Origin of the sequence: Actinoplanes sp. NPDC051859, from assembly GCF_044452725.1 — a bacterium.
Classification (GTDB): Bacteria; Actinomycetota; Actinomycetes; order Mycobacteriales; family Micromonosporaceae; genus Actinoplanes.
The window spans coordinates 80,434-97,179 of sequence record NZ_JBITBX010000002.1 but is presented as its reverse complement, the minus strand read 5'-3'; the positions used below and the strand labels follow the sequence as shown (position 1 = coordinate 97,179).

Genomic DNA, 16,746 nt, shown 5'->3' with positions numbered 1-16,746 from the left:
CAGCGGTTTCCGCGTACGGAAATCCATAAGTCCTCCGCGGCAGAGCCGATCGGGAGACGTGATGAAGATTGCCTCGCTGGTGGCCGCCGCAGTGGCGGCGGCGCTATCCCCCGCTGTTCCCGCCCACGCGGCTGGCCCGGTCGCCGCCACCCCGGTGAAGTGGGTTTTGCCCAGCACCGACGTGGTCACCGACGTCCTGGGCGTGGGCACGAAGGCCTGGGTGGCCGCGGGTGACCGGGTGCTGATCGTCTCGCCAACGTCGGGTGCCGCGGATGCGCCGGTGCTCGGGCTGCCCGGGGCGAAGGCGTTGACTTTGGCCCCGGATGGGCAGAGCGTCTACGTCTCGACCGATACGAAGATCGTCCAGCTCGACACGTCCGGCGCGGTCCTCGGTTCGTGGACCTCGCAGGCTTGTCCCGGCACGTCGGCGATTGCCGGCGGTTCGCTCTTCTACGTGTACGGGTGCGGCGCGCAGCCCACCGGCATCGCCCGGCTCGACCTGTCGACCCACGAGGACCGGCCGGAGCTGAACGGTGCCGCCGTCGGTGTGACGGGCGGTGGTGCCACGCTGGTGGTCCTCTGGTCGACCGACGGCGAGATGACGTCCTACACCGTCGATGGCGACGGCGAGCTCATCCCCACGGCTGACGGGTATGCCGGTGCCACGACCGGCGCGGCGCTCTCGCCGGACGGCACCGAGCTGCTCACCACGTTCCGCGGTCTCGGCTACGCACTGACCCGCTTCGACGCCGAGACGCTGGAGGAGACCGGCAGTTACGGGCTCGAGCCGGATCCGGTCGCCGTGGCCTGGTCACCGGACGGCAGCAGGTTCGCCGGGGTCGGGAAGGCAGCATCGGCGGCGTCGCCGCTGCAGGTCTTCGATGCGCAGAGCGGTAATCTGGTGACTCGGGCGGCCAGCGCGGGCACCACGTCGTACCGCAGTCTTGCACCCGAGGCGTCCTGGTCCACCGACGGCAGGTTCGTCTATTCGCTGGCGCAGGAGTCCGCCTCGGCCGCGCCGTACCTGGTGGTGACGCCGGTCGCCGGGCAGGCCCCCGGTCCGGTCACGGTACGCGTCACGCCAGCTTCCGCCTACGGCAAGAACATGACCGTCACCGTACGGGCGCCGAGCCGTGCCGGCGCCCGTGTGCACGTGACTGTCACCCAGAACGACACCGCCACCCGGCGCATGCTGCGGCTCGACGCCAAGGGCACGGCGACCTGGTCCCTGCCCGCGACGGCCAGTGGCACCGTCTCCGCCACGACCTTCATCGACACGGTCCATCTCGCAGGCTACGGCTCGGCACGCTTCGACACACCGGCCCGGGTGACCGCCACACTGGGCGCCAAGAAGGGCAGGCCCCGCCTGCATGTCCAGGTCCTGCCGAAGCACGCCGCGACGGTGACGGTCGCTCTCCAGCGCCGCACCGGCAGCTCGTGGAAGACCGTGCAGAAAAGCGTCCTGAGGACCGAGGACGACGGCCGGGTGTCGGTCATCCTGCGCAAGGCCATGAAGAAGGGGACCTACCGCTTCGCGGTCCGGGCCGATGACGACGAGGTCACCGGCCCGTCCCCGACAGTGCTTGTGACATGGCCTCCGCTGCGCTGCGGCGGGCACTGCGCCCCTAAGAGCCGATGACGAGGACACCGAAACGGACCACGGCAAAGGGCGCCTAGTCCGTTTCGGCGCCCTCGTCATCGGCGGGCGCGGTGCGACTTGGGTTGCGCGATGTGACTTGCGACTTGGGTTGCTTAGCTGACTAACAACCGGGCAGGCGCTTGATGAGGTAGTCCTCGATGTTGTCGAGGGAGACGCGCTCCTGCTTCATGGTGTCGCGGTCGCGGACGGTGACCGCGTTGTCCTGGAGGGTGTCGAAGTCGACGGTGACGCAGAACGGGGTGCCGATCTCGTCCTGGCGGCGGTAGCGGCGGCCGATGGCCTGCGAGTCGTCGAATTCGACCACCCAGCGCTTGCGGAGCATCGCGGACAGTTCCTTCGCCTTCGGCGAGAGCTCCGGGTTGCGCGAGAGCGGGAGCACCGCCACCTTGATCGGGGCGAGGCGGGGATCGAAGCGCATCACCGTACGCTTGTCGACGCCACCCTTGGTGTTGGGCGCCTCGTCCTCGTCGTACGCCTCGAGCAGGAACGCCAGCACCGCGCGGGTGAGACCGGCCGCCGGCTCGATGACGTACGGCACCCAGCGTTCCTGCTTCTCCTGGTCGAAGAAGGACAGGTCGACGCCGGAGTGCTTGGAGTGCGTGGAAAGGTCGAAGTCGGTGCGGTTGGCGATGCCTTCGAGCTCCGCGAACTCGGTGCCGCCGAACTGGAAGCGGTACTCGATGTCGACCGTGCGCTTCGAGTAGTGCGAGAGCTTCTCTTTGGCGTGCTCGTAGAAGCGCAGGTTGGTCTCGCTGAGGCCGAGGTCGCGGTACCAGTTCCAGCGCTGCTCGAGCCAGTACTCGTGCCACTTCTCGTCGGTGCCGGGCTCGACGAAGAACTCCATCTCCATCTGCTCGAATTCGCGCGTACGGAAGATGAAGTTGCCCGGGGTGATCTCGTTGCGGAACGACTTGCCGACCTGCGCGATGCCGAACGGCGGCTTCTTGCGCGCGGCGGTGGCGACGTTGTTGTAGTTGACGAAGATGCCCTGCGCGGTCTCGGGGCGCAGGTAGTGCATGCCCTCGGTGCTCTCGGTCGGGCCGAGGTAGGTCTTCATCAGGCCGTTGAACATCTTCGGTTCGGTGAAGGTGCCCTTGTTGCCGCAGTTCGGGCAGTTCAGGTCGCTCAGCGCGCCGGGCGCCTTGCCGTGCTTCGCCTCGTACGCCTCTTCGAGGTGGTCGGCACGGAACCGCTTGTGGCAGGACTGGCACTCGGTCAGCGGGTCGACGAAGGCGTCGAGGTGCCCGGAGGCGGCCCACACGTCGCGGGACAGGATGACGGCGGAGTCCAGGCCGACGATGTCGTCACGCTGCTGGACCATCGTGCGCCACCACTGCCGGCGGACGTTCTCCTTGAGCTCCACGCCGAGCGGACCGTAGTCCCATGCCGAGCGGGTGCCTCCGTAGATCTCGCTGGAGGGGAAGACGAAGCCGCGGCGCTTGGCGAGGCTGACTACGGCGTCGATACGGTCGGCAGGCATGGATCCTCCTACGCCGGCTGGTTGTCGGCGGGGACGTGGGGACAAAATCAGGAGATTACCCCTCGATCCTGCACACCTCGAAACCGCCTGTCCGGCGGTTCTGCTCCAGGTACACCCGGTGCCGGTCGGACGAGCCGTCGGTGTAGCGGACGTCGACGGGCGCTGCCAGTTCGAGCATGTCGGCGTCGCCCACGTCGAAGCCGGCGACGGCGCCGCGGGCGGTGGTCTCTCTCGTGAACTCGTCCTGGGTCTGGCGGTCCCGGGCCTCCTGGCACTGCATTTCGTACGCGTCGGCATACGCCTTGTCCCGCAGGGCGTCGTAGTAGTCGCTGACCACGACGTCGATCTGCTCGTTGAAGGCGCGGGTAGCCACCGAGCCGAAGCCGATGATGGCGGCGAACCCGCCGACCAGGACGAGCACGAGCGCCCCGACGCCGAGGCCGATCCCGAGGCCGACCCGGCGTCCCCGGCCCTCCACCGGCGGCGCCGGGAAGGGTGGGATCACGCCAGGACCCGGCGGCGGAGGCGGCGCGGGGTCTACGGGGGCGGTCATGGCAGCAAGCCTACGGCTCAGCGCCAGGGTTCGGCGGCGCGGTCGCTGGCGCTGGCGACGACGTCGCCGCCGGGTTCGGCTGCCGCGAGTGTCTCGAACGCGGACGGCTCGTCCAGCGATTCGGACAGCAGGGGCGTGGCGTGCATTTTGACGTCGAATCGGCCGAGGGCGCGGCGGTAGGCTCCGACGGATTCCCATTCGGTGACCAGCGTCCAGTACGTGGGGTCGTCGAGTGCGCGGGTGAGCCGCCCCGAGGCGTACCCCGTGCTCGCCGCGAGGGCGGTGAGGGCGGCGTGCGCGCGTTCGGTAAAGGATTCCTGCGTGTCGTCTGGAACGACGAAGCGGTTCAGCACCAGCATGTCGTGAGCGTACGCATTCGATGAGGAGCCGCCGTGACTCAGTCACCTACCAACCTGCTGCGCCGGCTGGCCGGGGTGAACCCGACGACGGCCCTCCTGGTGGCGTTGGCGGTGTTCCTGGCCGGCCTGTTCCTGCCCGGGATCATCGGCGCGGCGTTGTTGTTCGCGCTGGGTGCGGCGCTGGCGGCCCTGACGTTCACGACGTGGCCGGTGCAGCCGCCCGCGCTGCGCACGGTGCGGGTGCTGCTGCTGGCGCTGCTGTTTCTGGCGGCGGTGGCGAAGGTCTTCTGACCTATGCGCTTTTGACAATCATTACCAATATCGCGCATGGTTGATGCTATGCCGCTTCGCCGTACCCTCGCCGTGACCGCCGCCGCCACCCTGCTGCTGGGCGCCACCAGCGCCTGCGGAGACACCGCGAACGGCGCCGCCGGCGGCAAGGTCGACGTGGTGGCCGCCTTCTATCCGCTGCGCTACCTGGCCGAGCGGGTCGGCGGCGACAACGTTCAGGTCACCCAGCTCACCAAGCCCGGCGCCGAGCCGCACGACGTGGAGCTCACCATCAAGCAGGTGGCCGAGATCAGCGACGCCAAGCTGGTCGTGCACCTCAAGGGCTTCCAGCCGGCGGTGGACCAGGCCGTCGAGCAGCAGGCGAACGGGCGCGGGTTCGACGCGGCCGCGGCGGTCGACCTGCTCCCCGCGGGCGAGCACGACCACGAGCACGGCGAAGAAGAGCACGCTGAGGAGAGCGGCGGCACCGACCCGCACCTCTGGCTCGATCCGCAGCGTTATACGACCGTGGCAGACGCGCTCGCCGGAAAGCTCGGCTCGATCGACCCGGAGCACGCCACGGCGTACACCGAGCGGGCCCGTGCCCTGCATGCCGAGCTGGACACGCTGCACGGCGAGTACGCCGCCAAGCTGAAGACCTGCCAGCGCCGCGAGTTCGTGACCAGCCACACCGCCTTCCACTACTTGGCCGACCGGTACGACCTGAAGGAAATCGGCATCACCGGCATCTCGCCCGAGACGGAGCCCTCCGCGCAGCGGCTCGCCGAGGTCGCCGCCCAGGCCAAGACCGCCGGCACCACCACGATCTTCTTCGAGAAGCTGGTCAGCCCGAAGGTCGCCGAGACCGTGGCCCGCGAGGTGGGCGTCGGCACCGCCGTCCTCGACCCGATCGAGGGTGTCGACGGCGCCGGCGCGGACTACTTTTCCGTCATGCGCGCCAACCTGACCGCCCTCACCACGGCCCTGGGATGTTCCTTGTGAGCGTCGTCGCCGTCCGCCACGCCGCCGTCTCCTACACCGGCCGTACGGTGCTGCGCGATGTCACGCTCGACGTCACCGACGGCCAGTTCGTGGCGATCCTGGGCGCCAACGGCTCCGGCAAGTCGACGCTGATCAAGACCATCCTGGGTCTGGTCCCGCTGGCCGGCGGAGAGATCGACCTGTTCGGCACCCCGCAGCGCCGGTTCAAGTCCTGGGCGCGCATCGGGTACGTCCCGCAGCGCATGGGCGCCGGCAGCGGCGTACCCGCCACGGTGGGCGAGGTCGTGGCGTCCGGGCGGCTGTCCCGACGCGGCATCTTCCGGCCGCCCGGCGGCGCCGACCGGGCCGCGGTCCGCGCCGCGCTCACCGACGTGGGGCTGCTGGACCGGATCGGCGACCCGGTCACCACCCTGTCCGGCGGTCAGCAGCAGCGCACGCTCATCGCCCGCGCCCTGGCCGGGCAGCCCGACCTCCTGGTCCTCGACGAGCCGACGGCCGGTGTCGATGCGGCGAGCCAGGAGGCGTTCGCCGCCGCGCTGGGCCGGTTCGGGCAACGCGGCGGCACCGTCCTGCTCGTCGCGCACGAGCTGGGCCCCCTGGAACCGCTGATCGACAAGGCCGTCGTCGTGCACGACGGGCGGATCGCGTACGAGGGGCAGGTCCCCGAACCCGCCGGGCACCACGCCGATCCCGGTCACGACCACGTCCACCCGCATGCAGCGCCCGAACGGCCGGGCATCTGCGTGGCCCCCACGGATCGGATGCCGGCGAATTGATCGAGCTCCTCAGTCATGACTTCGTGCTCCGCGCGCTGGCCGGCGCGCTGATCATCGGCCTCACCGCACCTGCGCTCGGCATCTACCTGGTGCAGCGCCGACTGTCGCTGATCGGCGACGGGATCGGCCACGTCGCGTTGACCGGCGTCGGCGTCGGGCTCCTGCTGCAGCAGTCCCCCGTCTACACCGCGGTCGTGGTGTCCGTGCTCGGAGCCGTCGCCGTGGAGCTGGTCCGTGAGCGTGGGCGTACGTCCGGCGACCTGGCTCTGGCCCTGCTCTTCTACGGCGGCATCGCGGGCGGCGTGGTGTTGGTCGGGCTCTCCCCGGACAGCACCAACGCCAGCCTCATGCAGTACCTGTTCGGGTCGCTGAGCACCACGTCGGCGTCCGAGCTCGTCGCGATCGCCGTCCTCGGCGCGGCCGTGTTGGTCGCGACGCTGGGGCTGCGGCCGGCGCTGTTCGCGGTGTGCAACGACGAGGAGTACGCGCGGGTGTCCGGCCTGCCCGTCCGTACGCTCAACCTGATTTTGGCCGTCACCACCGCCGTCACCGTCACGATCGCCATGCGCACTGTCGGGTTGTTGCTGGTCAGCGCGCTCATGGTGGTGCCGGTGGCGGCTGCGCAGCAGATCACCCGTGGGTTCCTCGGCACGATGGCAACGGCCATGTCGATCGGGGTGGCCGCCGCCGCGGGCGGTGTGGTGCTGTCCGCCGAAGCTGCCACCGCGCCGGGCGCCACCATCGTCCTCGTCGCCATCGCGGCGTTCCTCGTGCTCGCCGTCGGTGGCGGTGTGTGGCGGACGCTCCGCACCCGCACCACCGCGGCAGCCGCCGAGAACGCCGAACCGCCGGACGTCGTGCTGAGCGTCCGGTGAGCGACGCCGTCGCCACGGGCCAAGCGGCCGCCTACGAAAGCTACGAGGCGGCCGCCGAACTGCTGCGCGCCCTGTCGGCGCCGATCCGGGTGGCGATCGTCGCGGAGCTGGGTGGCGGCGAGCGGTGCGTGCACGAGATCGTCGAGAAGCTGGGCGTTTCGCAGCCTCTTGTCTCGCAGCATCTGCGGGTTCTCCGGGGCGCCGGGGTGGTCCGGGGTGCCCGCCGTGGACGGGAGATCGCATACTCACTCGTGGACGAACACGTCGCGCACATCGTCGCCGACGCGGTGAGCCATGCGAGGGAGGGAACATGACGGACGACGGGACCATTGTTCGCAACACGCGGCAGCGCGCCGCGGTGCGTGAACTCCTCGCCGACTGCGAAGGTTTTCACAGCGCCCAGGACCTGCACGCCATCCTGCGTGACCGGGGCGAACGGGTGGGTCTGACCACCGTGTACCGCACGCTGCAAGGCTTGGCCGATTCGGGCGAGATCGACGTCATGCGCCCGCCCGGCGGCGAGCACCTCTACCGCCGGTGCAGCGAGGGTCACCACCATCACCTGGTGTGCCGGTCCTGCGGGCGTACAGTCGAGGTCGAGGGCCCGGCGGTGGAGACATGGGCCGACAAGGTAGCCGGTCAACACGGTTTCGTCGACGTCTCCCACACGATGGAGATCTTCGGGATGTGCCCGGAGTGCGCAGCCAAGCGGTCCTAGCGCAATCGTGCGAGTCTGACCGGCGTGAAGATGTACGCCGACCGGCTGCCCACCGCCGTCCGCCAGCTGCTCACCGACCTTCTCGTGGTGTTCTGGGTCTACGCCTGGATCCGGGCAGCGCTGTGGGCGCAGGACATGGTGCAGAAGCTCGGTGTTCCCGGCCAGAAGATGCAGGAGGCCGGGGCGGGCATCGCGGGCAACCTCGCCGACGCCGGCGGCAAGGTGGGCAAGGTGCCGCTGGTCGGTGACGAGCTGACCGCGCCGTTCACCCGGGCGGCCGAGGCGGCCAACGGTCTTGCCGAAGCCGGCCGTCAGCAGCAGGAGGTCGTCGGCAATGTGGCGCTGATCGTGGCGCTGCTGATCGTGGCGGTGCCGCTGGCGTTGGTCCTGTTCGGTTGGTTGCCGCGGCGATTGCAGTGGATGCGCCGGGCCGGGGTCGCCGCCCGGGTCCGGGACCTCCCGGCCGGGCGGGACCTGCTGGCGTTGCGGGCGCTCGCCGGGCGGCCGCTGAATCAACTCGCGAAACTGGGTCCGGACATCGCGCAGTCGTGGCGCAATGGCGATGCTTCCGCGGTGGACGCGCTCGCCGCACTGGAGCTGCGCGAGCTCGGCCTCAAGACCGCTGGGCGGGGACGTTAGGCTCCGCCGCGTTCTTGGCGAAGTCCTCGTCCTCCTCCTCGACGTCCTCGTCCATCCAGTTGCGCTTGGCGAACGGGATCGCGGCCCAGAAGGTCAGGAACCAGGCGCCGGCAATCGCGGTGAGCACCAGCGCTACCCAGAAGTTCAGCAGGTAGTCGGTGATGAGCAGGATGCTGCTGACCATCGCGATCAGCATGAAGGCCAGCCCACCGGTCGCCATCCGGTGCGCATAGCGGACCAGCTCCGGCTTGCGGCCTTGGCGAAACAGCGCCCGGTGGAAAGCCACCGGCGAGATGATCATCGCGGTGGCGAACGCGGCCGCGATGAGCGCGACGACGTAGGTGTCCTTCTGGAAGGCGGTCACGTTCGGGAAGCCACTGCTGAACGGCAAGGTCAGCAGGAACGCGAACAGGATCTGCACGCCGGTCTGCGCGACCCGCAACTCCTGCAACAGGTCCGAGAAGTTACGGTCCCAGCGCTGCTTCTCCGACTCGTTCTTCATGCGGGGCTTCTCGGCGGACATCCGGGGGGCTCCTCTCGTTGAGCGCGACCCGGATGCCCGCAGACGCGAAACGTCAAACGCCGATGCGCGCGAGCGCCACCTCAGCCAACGCGTTCGGCGCTTCTTCCGGCACCCAGTGCCCGATGCCGCGCAGCACGACCAGGCGATAGTCCGCCTCCACCCAAGTCTCGGTGCCCAGCGCGGCGGACCGGCCGACGACCGGATCACCGTCGCTCCACACGTACGTCGTGGGCACGGTGATCTTGCCCATGCCGGCGAGCTCGCCGCGGGACAGCGCCCGATACCAGTTCAGCGCCCCGGTGAGGCGGCCCGGCTCGGCCATCGCGCGGGCGTACAGCGCGGCGCGGGGACCGATGTCGCGCATCATGCTGCGCAGAACCGCACCGCCGCGGGCCAGCAACAGCCGCTCAGCCACCCGGGACCGGAAAACGCCCATGTAGGCGAACCGCATCCGCTGCGACGGCTGGTTGCGCAAGGCGACAGACATGGCGCGCGGGTGCGGGACGGAGACGGCGGTCAGCGTACGGATCCGATCCGGATGGTCAGCCGCAAGCATCCACGCCACCTGCGCGCCCCAGTCGTGGCCGATCACGTGCACCCGGGCCACGCCGAGCGCGTCGAGCACCGCCACCGCGTCAGCCGCCGCCTCACGCAGCCGATAGTCGGCGACCGCCTCGGGCCGCGCCCCCGGTGAGTAGCCGCGCTGATCCAGGGCGTACGTCCGCAGCCCCGCCGCGTGCAGCCGCGGCAGCAGGAGATCGAACTCGCGGTGGTCCTGAGGGAAGCCGTGCAGCAAGAGAACCGGAGTGCCGTCCTCCGGCCCGGACACTGCCACGTCGAACGTGAACCCTCGGGCCTTGATCTCCATGTGACGCCTCCTACGCTGACGGGTACGCCGGTCCGGTGCTAGCGTCATCGAAACACATGCCATGAAGATTGTTCGCGACGAGAGTCGCGGGCAACTTCACCGACAGGGGAGCGCACAGCGCTGAGAGTGCGGGCCGACGCCCGCAGACCCTCGAACCTGATCTGGGTAATGCCAGCGCAGGGAGCTCGGTCTGCTCCAGCTGCGCCATGTCCGGAAACCCGCCGGATGTGGCGTGCGTCTCCTCCCGGTGAACCGCTGCTGGGAGGCACGGAACATATGAACAGTCACACTCCGTCACACCGTTGGCGCACGATCGACATCGTGATCGCCTCGATCATCGCCGTCACGTTCAGTGTCGTCTTCTGGGCCTGGGGCCACCTGTGGAACGCCACGGACGCCGCGTTCGCCTTCTTCCCGCCCGCGAAGACCCTGATCTACGGCGTCTGGCTGGTGCCCGCCGTCCTCGCAGGTCTGATCATCCGCAAGCCGGGCGCCGCACTCTTCACCGAAGCCGTCGCCGCGGTCATCTCGGTGCTGCTCGGCACCGGCTGGGGCGCCCTGGTCATCCCGCAGGGCCTGGTCCAGGGCCTCGGCGCGGAGATCGCCTTCGCGATCCTGCTCTACCGCAACTGGAAACTGCCGGCCGCCCTGTTCGCGGGCGCGCTGACCGGCCTGAGTGCCGCGCTGTTCGACTTCTTCGCCTGGAACGGCGGCACCGACCTCTGGGAGTACCGCATCCCGTACGCGCTGCTCACCATCGTCAGCAGCACGATCATCGCGGGCGCGGGCGGCTGGGCGCTGACCCGGGCGCTGGCCCCCACCGGCGTGCTCGACCGCTTCGCGGCGGGCCGGGACCGGACGCTGGTCTAAACCCATGGCAGAGGTCGTCCTACAGGGCTTCGGCTGGCGCCACGCGGGGCGCCGGGCGTGGGCCGTACGCGGCCTCGACCTGCACATTCAGCGCGGTGAGCGGGTGCTGCTGCTCGGCCCTTCGGGGGCTGGCAAGAGCACCCTGCTCGCCGCGCTGGCCGGGCTCCTGCCGGAGGACTCCGGCGAGTCCGAGGGCACGGTCACCGTCGACGGGCGGGATCCACGCGACCGGGACCGGGCCGGGCTGCTCTTCCAGGATCCGCAGACCCAGCTCGTGATGGCCCGCAGCGGCGATGACGTCGCGTTCGGCTTGGAGAATCGGGGCGTACCGGCTGGGGAGATCTGGCCGCGGGTCAGCGACGCCCTGGACCGGGTCGGCTTCCCGTACCCGATCACCCGGCAGACCCACGCGCTTTCCGGCGGCGAAGCGCAGCGCCTCGCGCTGGCCGGCATCCTCGCCCTGCAGCCGGGACTGTTGCTCCTCGACGAGCCCACCGCCAACCTTGATCCGGCGGGCGGCGACCTGATCCGCGCGGCCGTCGCCCGGTCCTGCGACCGCGACACCACGCTGATCGTCGTCGAACATCGGGTCGAGCAGGCGTCGCCGCTGGTCGACCGGGTGGTGGTGCTCGCGCCGGGCGGCGGGGTCGCCGCCGACGGCGCCCCCGAGGTGGTCTTCGCCGGGCACGGCCCGGCCCTGGCCGAGCAGGGGGTCTGGGTGCCGGGCTATCCACTGCCCCCACACCGGGCCGTCGCCCCACCAGCAGATCCTTTGGTACGCACGGAGCACGTCTCCGTCGGGCACCGCCTCCCACCCACCGACCTGGACGTCCGGGCCGGCGAGGTCCTCGCGGTGACCGGCCCGAACGGCGCCGGAAAGTCCACATTGGCGCTTGTTCTCGGTGGCCTGCTGGCGCCGACGTCGGGCCGCATGAGCGCCTTCGGCGACCCGAAACCGCCGCACCGCTGGCGAGCCGCGACACTGACGCAGCGCATCGGTTCGGTCTTCCAGTCGCCGGAACACCAGTTCGTCACCGGTCGGGTCGCCGACGAGCTCGCCGTGGGTCCGCGCCGCCTGGGCCGCCCGGCTGCCGAGGTGACAGCGATCGTGGCGGAGCTGCTGGAGCGGTTGCGGTTGACGGCGCTGGCCCGCGCCAACCCGTACACATTGTCCGGGGGTGAGGCTCGGCGGCTGAGCGTGGCGACGGCGCTCGCCACCCGGCCCCGCTTGCTGGTGTTGGACGAGCCGACCTTCGGCCAGGACCGCAGGACCTGGATCGGCCTGGTCGAGCTGCTCGCCCAGCTCCGCGACGACGGCCACGGCATCGTGGCCGTCACCCATGACGACGCGTTTGTCACCGCGCTGGCCGACCGCGTCCACGACCTGGCCCCGACCTCTGCCGAGCCGCTTCCGCGCCGCCGCCCCGATCGGCGCCCGGCATGACCCCGACCCCGGTCAAGCCGCTTCCCCGCCCCGATCGGCGCGCGGCATGACCCCGACCCCGGTCAAGCCGCTTCCCCGCCCCGATCGGCGCGCGGCATGACTCTTTCCCTGGCACCGGTCGCTGACCCGGCGGCGCCGCTGGCCCGCCGCAACCCGGTGGCGAAGCTCGGCGCGGCGCTGCTGTTTTCGCTGCCGTTGGTCGCCACTCTGGATCCGCTCACGCCCGCCCTGGCGCTGGCCGTCGAGCTCGCCGTCCTGCCGTTCTTCGGCATCCACCTGCGCGTGGTGGCCCGCCGTGCCTGGCCGCTGAGCATCGCGGCGCTGGGCATTCTCCTGACCATGGTGCTGTTCGCCGCCGACCGGTCCGGCGAGCTGCTGTTCGCGCTCGGCCCGTTCGCCGTCACCACCGGCGTGGCTTCCACCGCAATGGGGATGTTCCTGCGAGTTTTCGCGGTGGCCCTGCCCGGCATCATCGTCTTCGCCACCACCGACCCGACCGACCTGGCTGATGCGCTGGTGCAGAACGCCAAGGCGCCGGCCCGCTTCGCGATCGGCGCGCTCGCCGCTTTCCGCCTGCTTCCCCTACTCGGCCAGGAATGGCAGATGCTGACCCTGGCACGCCGGGCGCGCGGCATCGACGCGGGCCGCAACCCGGTCGCGAAGCTCCGCATCTTTGCTTCCACGACTTTTGCCCTGCTGGTGGGCGCGCTGCGGCGCGGCGGCCGGCTCGCCACCGCGATGGATGCCCGCGGTTTCGACGCCACCACACCGCGCACCCACGCCCGCATTCAGCGCTTCAGCCGCGCCGACGCGATGCTGCTCCTCGGCGCGGCCGTGCTTTCCGGTGCGGCGCTGGCGACCAGCATCGTGACCGGCTTCTTCCGCCCGATCCTGGGCTGATAGTTACGGGACCACGGTCGCGGCGCCCGCGGCTTCTTCCGCCCGATCCTGGCTGATAGTTACGGGACCACGGTCGCGGCGCCCGCGGCTTCTTCCTGGGCGCGGCGCTCGTCGCCGCTCAGCGTGTGCAGCGGTTTCTCTTTGATGAACAGGACTGCAATGACGGCGAGCAACGCGATCGGGGTGCCGACCAGGAACAGGTCGGCGGTGGCCGCGCCGTAAACGTCCCGGATGACGGACAGCACCCCCGGCGGCAGCGTAGCGAGGTCGGGCACCTTCGCGGTGCCGCCATCGGTCCCGGCCGTGCCGAACCGCTCAGCCAGCAGCGACGTCACCCGGTTTGCCAGGACAGCGCCCAGGGCGCTGACGCCGATCGCCCCACCCATGCTGCGAAAGAAGGTCAGCGACGACGTGGTGGCACCTAGCTCCTGAGCGGGCACGTCGTTCTGGGCGGCCAGGACGAGGTTCTGCATGAGCATGCCGACACCGATGCCGAGCACTGCCATGAAGAGCGACAGCTTCAGCACGCTGGTGTGCGCGTCGATCGTGCTCAGCAACAGCATCCCGGCCGTCATGATCACCGAGCCGGCGACCAGGTACGCCTTCCAGCGGCCGTACTTGGTGATGAGCTGGCCGGCGAGTGTCGAGGACACCAGCAGGCCGAAAATCAGCGGCAGGCTCATCAGCCCGGCGACGGTCGGCGACTTGCCCAGCGAGATCTGAAAGTACTGCGACAGGAACACCGTGCCACCGAACATGGCGAGACCGACCAGCACGCTGGCGACGATGGTCAGGGCGACCGTGCGGTTGCGGAAGATGCTCAGCGGAATGATCGGCTCTTTGGCCCTCGACTCCTGCCACACCGCGAGGGTGAGCAGCAGCACCCCGCCGGCCACGAAGACCGCGGTCTGCCAGGAGCCCCAGGCGAACTGGTGTCCGGCCAGGGTCGACCAGATCAGCAGGTCACAGACGCCCGCCACAATGAGGAAAGCGCCGAGCCAGTCGATCGACACCCGCTTGCGCGGGGCGGGCGGCAGGTGCATCGTCTTCTGCAGCAACGCGATCGTGCCCACCGAGAACGGTACGCCGATCAGGAAGCACCACCGCCACCCCAGCCACGACGTGTCCACCAGCACCCCGCCGATGAGCGGCCCGGCGATGGTGGCGACGCCGAACACCGCACCGAACATGCCGGAGTACCGGCCCAGTTCCCGCGGCGGAATCATCGCCGCCATCGCGATCAGTGCCAGCGAGCCCACCCCGCCGGCACCGATGCCCTGCACCACCCGGCTCAGGATGAGAATGCCGACGTTCGGGGTGAGCCCGGCGAGGAGCGAGCCCACCACGAACAGGCTGAGCGAGACTTGGATGAGCAGCTTCTTGCTGAACAGGTCGGCCAGCTTGCCCCACAGCGGCACGGTCGCGGTCATCGCCAGCAGTTCCGTGGTGACGATCCAGGTGTAGACGGACTGGCTGCCGTCCAACTCGGCGATGATCCGCGGCAGCGCGTTCGACACGACCGTCGAGGCCAGGATCGTCACGAACATGCCGACCATCAGGCCGGAGAGCGCCTGAACGACCTCGCGATGGGACATCCGCGCGGAGGACTCCGGCTGGTCGGTGGAGCTGGTGACTGACGTCATCGATCTTCCTCGGTGGTGAGAATGACGAGCTGGCGGGTAGCTCGGGTCATGGCTACGTAGCGGTCGACGGCGCCCTCGACGCCGGCGCCGAACCGCTCTGGGTCGACGAGGACGACCAGGTCGAACTCGAGTCCCTTCGCGAGTTCCGGGGTCAGCGACCGCACCCGACTGGTGGGCCGGAATGCGGGATCGCCGATGACGCATGCGGTTCCTTCGGCGTGCTCTGCAGACCAGGCAGCCAGGATCGCCGGCAACTCCGCGACGGACCCGTACGTCACTGCGATGCCACTGTCGCGGATCGAGGTGGGCACGTTGGCGTCGGGGAGCACGGCTCGGATCACCGGCTCGGCCTGCGCCATGATCTCCGCGGGCGTGCGGTAGTTGACGGTCAACGTGGCCGGCCGCACCTGGTCCAGGCCGATGCGGGCCAGTCGCTCCTGCCACGACTCGGTGAAGCCGTGCCGGGCCTGGGCGCGGTCACCGACGATGGTGAAGCTTTTCGACGGGCAACGCCGCACCAGCAGCTGCCATTGGGCATCGGTGAGCTCCTGCGCCTCGTCCACGACGATGTGCGCGTACGGGCCGGCGAGTCGGTCCGGGGTGGCGGCGGGCAGCGCGGCCTCGTCGACGAGGGCGTCCACAAAGTCCTCGCCGCGCAGCATGGTCACCAGGCCGACGCCGTACTCGTCGTCGACGCTGGCGATGAGGTCGTCCACGACCCGGTTCATCCGGGACCGTTCGGTGGCAACCGCGGCGGCACGATGCTGGCGGCGCCGGGGCTCACCGGGGTCGCCGAGCCGTTGCCGTGCCGCGTCCAGCAGTGGCAGGTCGGCCGTCGTCCACGCCTTGGCGTCGGCGCGCTGCAACGTGCGCACCTCGTCGGCGCTGAGCCACGGCGCGCACTTGCGCAGGTACGCCGGCACCGACCACAGGTCCGCAACGACATCCGCCGCATCGAGCAGGGGCCAGGCTCGCTGGAGTGCAGCCCACAGATCCTTGTCGCGTACGGAGGAACCCAGGATTGTCTGCAGTTCCGCCCACACCTGGTCGCGCGCCTCGTTGTGCGGGGTGCCGGGTTCCACGGCCGCGAACGCCTCGGCCCAGTCGTCCGGGCTGAGCCACACGTCGGCTTCGTCGGTGGTGACCGTTGTCCCCTGAGCGGGCGGTTCCTCATAGAAGCGCACCGCCGCCTCGATGGCCCCGACCAGGTCCGCGGAGGCCTTGAGCCGGGCTACCTCCGGATCTTTCTCGGGAAGCGCCACGGCTCCCTCGGTTACGAGGTCGCGCAGCGTGCACGTCTGCACGTCTTCTTCGCCCAGACTCGGCAGCACATCGGCCACATAGGACAGATAGGGTTGATGCGGCCCGACGAACAGCACTCCCCCACGGCGGTGCCCCAGGCGCGGATCCGCATAGAGCAGGTATGCAGTGCGGTGCAGCGCGACGACGGTCTTGCCGGTGCCGGGTCCGCCGTCCACGACCAGCGCGCCGCGCGAACTTGCCCGAATGATGGCGTCTTGGTCCGCCTGGATAGTGCCGAGCACGTCGCGCATACGGGCCGAGCGACTGCTCCCCAGACTCGCGATGAACGCGGAGTCGTCGTCCAGCGCCACGTCCCCCGCCCAACCGTCCGGCGCGAACACCTCGTCCCAGTAGTCAGTGATGCGGCCCCGGGTCCAGCGGAAGCGGCGGCGGCTGATGAGGCCCATCGGCTCGGCGGGCGTGGCAGCGAAGAAGGGCGCCGCAGCGGGCGAGCGCCAGTCGACCAGCAAGCGGCGTCCCGTGTCGTCAGCGAGGCCGAGCCGTCCGATGTAGACCGACTCGGCGCCGTCCGCGCCGACCATGCGACCCAGGCACAGGTCCATGCTGAAGCGGCGCAACGTCCGCAGCCGGGTGGTGAGCCGGTGGATCTCCTGGTCGCGGTTCAGGGCCTGTTCGCCGATGCCGCCGCGGGTCCGGCGCTCGGCGTTGAGGCGGTCGGTCTGGTCGGTGGTCGTCTGGGCGAGGCTGTCGGCGATAGCCCTGAGGTGCCGCTCGTCGGCGGCGATCAGGGCCGGGCCGGCCTTGTGGGCGAGCCGGTCGGGAAGGTCGAACACGCTGGTGGTCTGCGAACGCACGCTCAGCTCCGATCTGAGGCCGTTCCGGTGGCGCTTTTGTCCGGCAATT

The 16,746-nt window shown here is 70.1% G+C and carries 18 protein-coding genes and 1 riboswitch; of the genes, 11 read left to right on the top strand and 7 right to left on the bottom strand.

From position 1 onward, the window contains the following. The first annotated feature begins 61 nt into the window (after positions 1-61). Positions 62-1,639, top strand: a complete 1,578-nt coding sequence (locus tag ACIA1L_RS04320; protein WP_396071079.1) for a hypothetical protein — start codon at positions 62-64, stop codon at positions 1,637-1,639. Positions 1,640-1,760: 121 nt separating this feature from the next. Here the strand turns inward: ACIA1L_RS04320 and ACIA1L_RS04315 are convergent, their stop codons facing one another. Genes ACIA1L_RS04315 through ACIA1L_RS04305 form a run of 3 tightly spaced genes read right to left on the bottom strand, consistent with a single transcriptional unit; the run spans position 1,761 to position 4,052 of the window. Then, positions 1,761-3,140: a glycine--tRNA ligase gene (locus ACIA1L_RS04315; RefSeq protein ID WP_396071078.1), complete on the bottom strand. Its 1,380-nt coding sequence runs from the start codon at positions 3,138-3,140 to the stop codon at positions 1,761-1,763. Between the two features lie 55 nt (positions 3,141-3,195). After that, the gene (locus ACIA1L_RS04310) at positions 3,196-3,693 is read right to left on the bottom strand and encodes a hypothetical protein (RefSeq protein WP_396071077.1); all 498 of its coding nucleotides are present in this window, start codon (positions 3,691-3,693) and stop codon (positions 3,196-3,198) included. 17 nt (positions 3,694-3,710) lie between these two features. Further along, positions 3,711-4,052: an antibiotic biosynthesis monooxygenase family protein gene (locus tag ACIA1L_RS04305; RefSeq protein ID WP_396071076.1), complete on the bottom strand. Its 342-nt coding sequence runs from the start codon at positions 4,050-4,052 to the stop codon at positions 3,711-3,713. A gap of 33 nt (positions 4,053-4,085) precedes the next feature. On the opposite strand from ACIA1L_RS04305, the gene ACIA1L_RS04300 reads away from it, so the two are divergent. From ACIA1L_RS04300 to ACIA1L_RS04270, 7 genes are read left to right on the top strand one after another with little or no spacing between them, the layout of a single operon-like run. After that, on the top strand, positions 4,086-4,343 hold the full coding sequence (locus ACIA1L_RS04300) for a DUF6703 family protein (RefSeq protein WP_396071075.1): 258 nt from the start codon (positions 4,086-4,088) through the stop codon (positions 4,341-4,343). Positions 4,344-4,391: 48 nt separating this feature from the next. Further along, on the top strand, positions 4,392-5,324 hold the full coding sequence (locus ACIA1L_RS04295) for a metal ABC transporter substrate-binding protein (protein WP_396071074.1): 933 nt from the start codon (positions 4,392-4,394) through the stop codon (positions 5,322-5,324). Continuing rightward, positions 5,312-6,100, top strand: a complete 789-nt coding sequence (locus tag ACIA1L_RS04290; protein WP_396071073.1) for a metal ABC transporter ATP-binding protein — start codon at positions 5,312-5,314, stop codon at positions 6,098-6,100. The genes ACIA1L_RS04295 and ACIA1L_RS04290 overlap by 13 nt, the downstream gene beginning before the upstream one ends. Continuing rightward, on the top strand, positions 6,100-6,975 hold the full coding sequence (locus ACIA1L_RS04285) for a metal ABC transporter permease (protein WP_396071758.1): 876 nt from the start codon (positions 6,100-6,102) through the stop codon (positions 6,973-6,975). Before ACIA1L_RS04290 ends, ACIA1L_RS04285 begins: the two co-directional genes overlap by 1 nt. Next, complete coding sequence (locus ACIA1L_RS04280; RefSeq protein WP_396071072.1) at positions 6,972-7,289, top strand: ArsR/SmtB family transcription factor; 318 nt, start codon at positions 6,972-6,974, stop codon at positions 7,287-7,289. The genes ACIA1L_RS04285 and ACIA1L_RS04280 overlap by 4 nt, the downstream gene beginning before the upstream one ends. Further along, the gene (locus ACIA1L_RS04275; protein WP_396071071.1) at positions 7,286-7,693 is read left to right on the top strand and encodes a Fur family transcriptional regulator; all 408 of its coding nucleotides are present in this window, start codon (positions 7,286-7,288) and stop codon (positions 7,691-7,693) included. Before ACIA1L_RS04280 ends, ACIA1L_RS04275 begins: the two co-directional genes overlap by 4 nt. Positions 7,694-7,723: 30 nt before the next feature. Further along, positions 7,724-8,332 carry a hypothetical protein gene (locus ACIA1L_RS04270; protein ID WP_396071757.1) on the top strand — a complete coding sequence of 203 codons (609 nt, stop codon included), beginning with the start codon at positions 7,724-7,726 and terminating at the stop codon, positions 8,330-8,332. On the opposite strand, the gene ACIA1L_RS04265 is transcribed toward ACIA1L_RS04270, so the two are convergent. After that, on the bottom strand, positions 8,307-8,834 hold the full coding sequence (locus tag ACIA1L_RS04265; RefSeq protein ID WP_396071756.1) for a DUF6328 family protein: 528 nt from the start codon (positions 8,832-8,834) through the stop codon (positions 8,307-8,309). The genes ACIA1L_RS04270 and ACIA1L_RS04265 overlap by 26 nt on opposite strands. A 73-nt stretch (positions 8,835-8,907) precedes the next feature. Then, complete coding sequence (locus ACIA1L_RS04260; RefSeq protein WP_396071070.1) at positions 8,908-9,723, bottom strand: alpha/beta fold hydrolase; 816 nt, start codon at positions 9,721-9,723, stop codon at positions 8,908-8,910. 94 nt (positions 9,724-9,817) lie between these two features. Continuing rightward, positions 9,818-9,924, top strand: a riboswitch (TPP riboswitch). Between the two features lie 75 nt (positions 9,925-9,999). Here ACIA1L_RS04260 and ACIA1L_RS04255 point away from each other — a divergent pair. From ACIA1L_RS04255 to ACIA1L_RS04245, 3 genes are all read left to right on the top strand, one after another. Continuing rightward, positions 10,000-10,593, top strand: a complete 594-nt coding sequence (locus ACIA1L_RS04255; RefSeq protein ID WP_396071069.1) for an ECF transporter S component — start codon at positions 10,000-10,002, stop codon at positions 10,591-10,593. Between the two features lie 4 nt (positions 10,594-10,597). After that, positions 10,598-12,037 (top strand): ABC transporter ATP-binding protein, encoded by a 1,440-nt coding sequence (locus tag ACIA1L_RS04250; RefSeq protein WP_396071068.1) that lies wholly within the window; start codon positions 10,598-10,600, stop codon positions 12,035-12,037. 96 nt (positions 12,038-12,133) lie between these two features. Then, complete coding sequence (locus ACIA1L_RS04245) at positions 12,134-12,937, top strand: energy-coupling factor transporter transmembrane component T family protein (RefSeq protein ID WP_396071067.1); 804 nt, start codon at positions 12,134-12,136, stop codon at positions 12,935-12,937. Positions 12,938-12,996: 59 nt separating this feature from the next. Here the strand turns inward: ACIA1L_RS04245 and ACIA1L_RS04240 are convergent, their stop codons facing one another. Both ACIA1L_RS04240 and helR read right to left on the bottom strand, forming a co-directional pair. Beyond that, positions 12,997-14,580, bottom strand: a complete 1,584-nt coding sequence (locus ACIA1L_RS04240) for an MDR family MFS transporter (RefSeq protein WP_396071066.1) — start codon at positions 14,578-14,580, stop codon at positions 12,997-12,999. After that, positions 14,577-16,697 carry an RNA polymerase recycling motor ATPase HelR gene (gene helR / locus ACIA1L_RS04235; protein WP_396071065.1) on the bottom strand — a complete coding sequence of 707 codons (2,121 nt, stop codon included), beginning with the start codon at positions 16,695-16,697 and terminating at the stop codon, positions 14,577-14,579. Before helR ends, ACIA1L_RS04240 begins: the two co-directional genes overlap by 4 nt. Between the last annotated feature and the right edge of the window lie 49 nt (positions 16,698-16,746).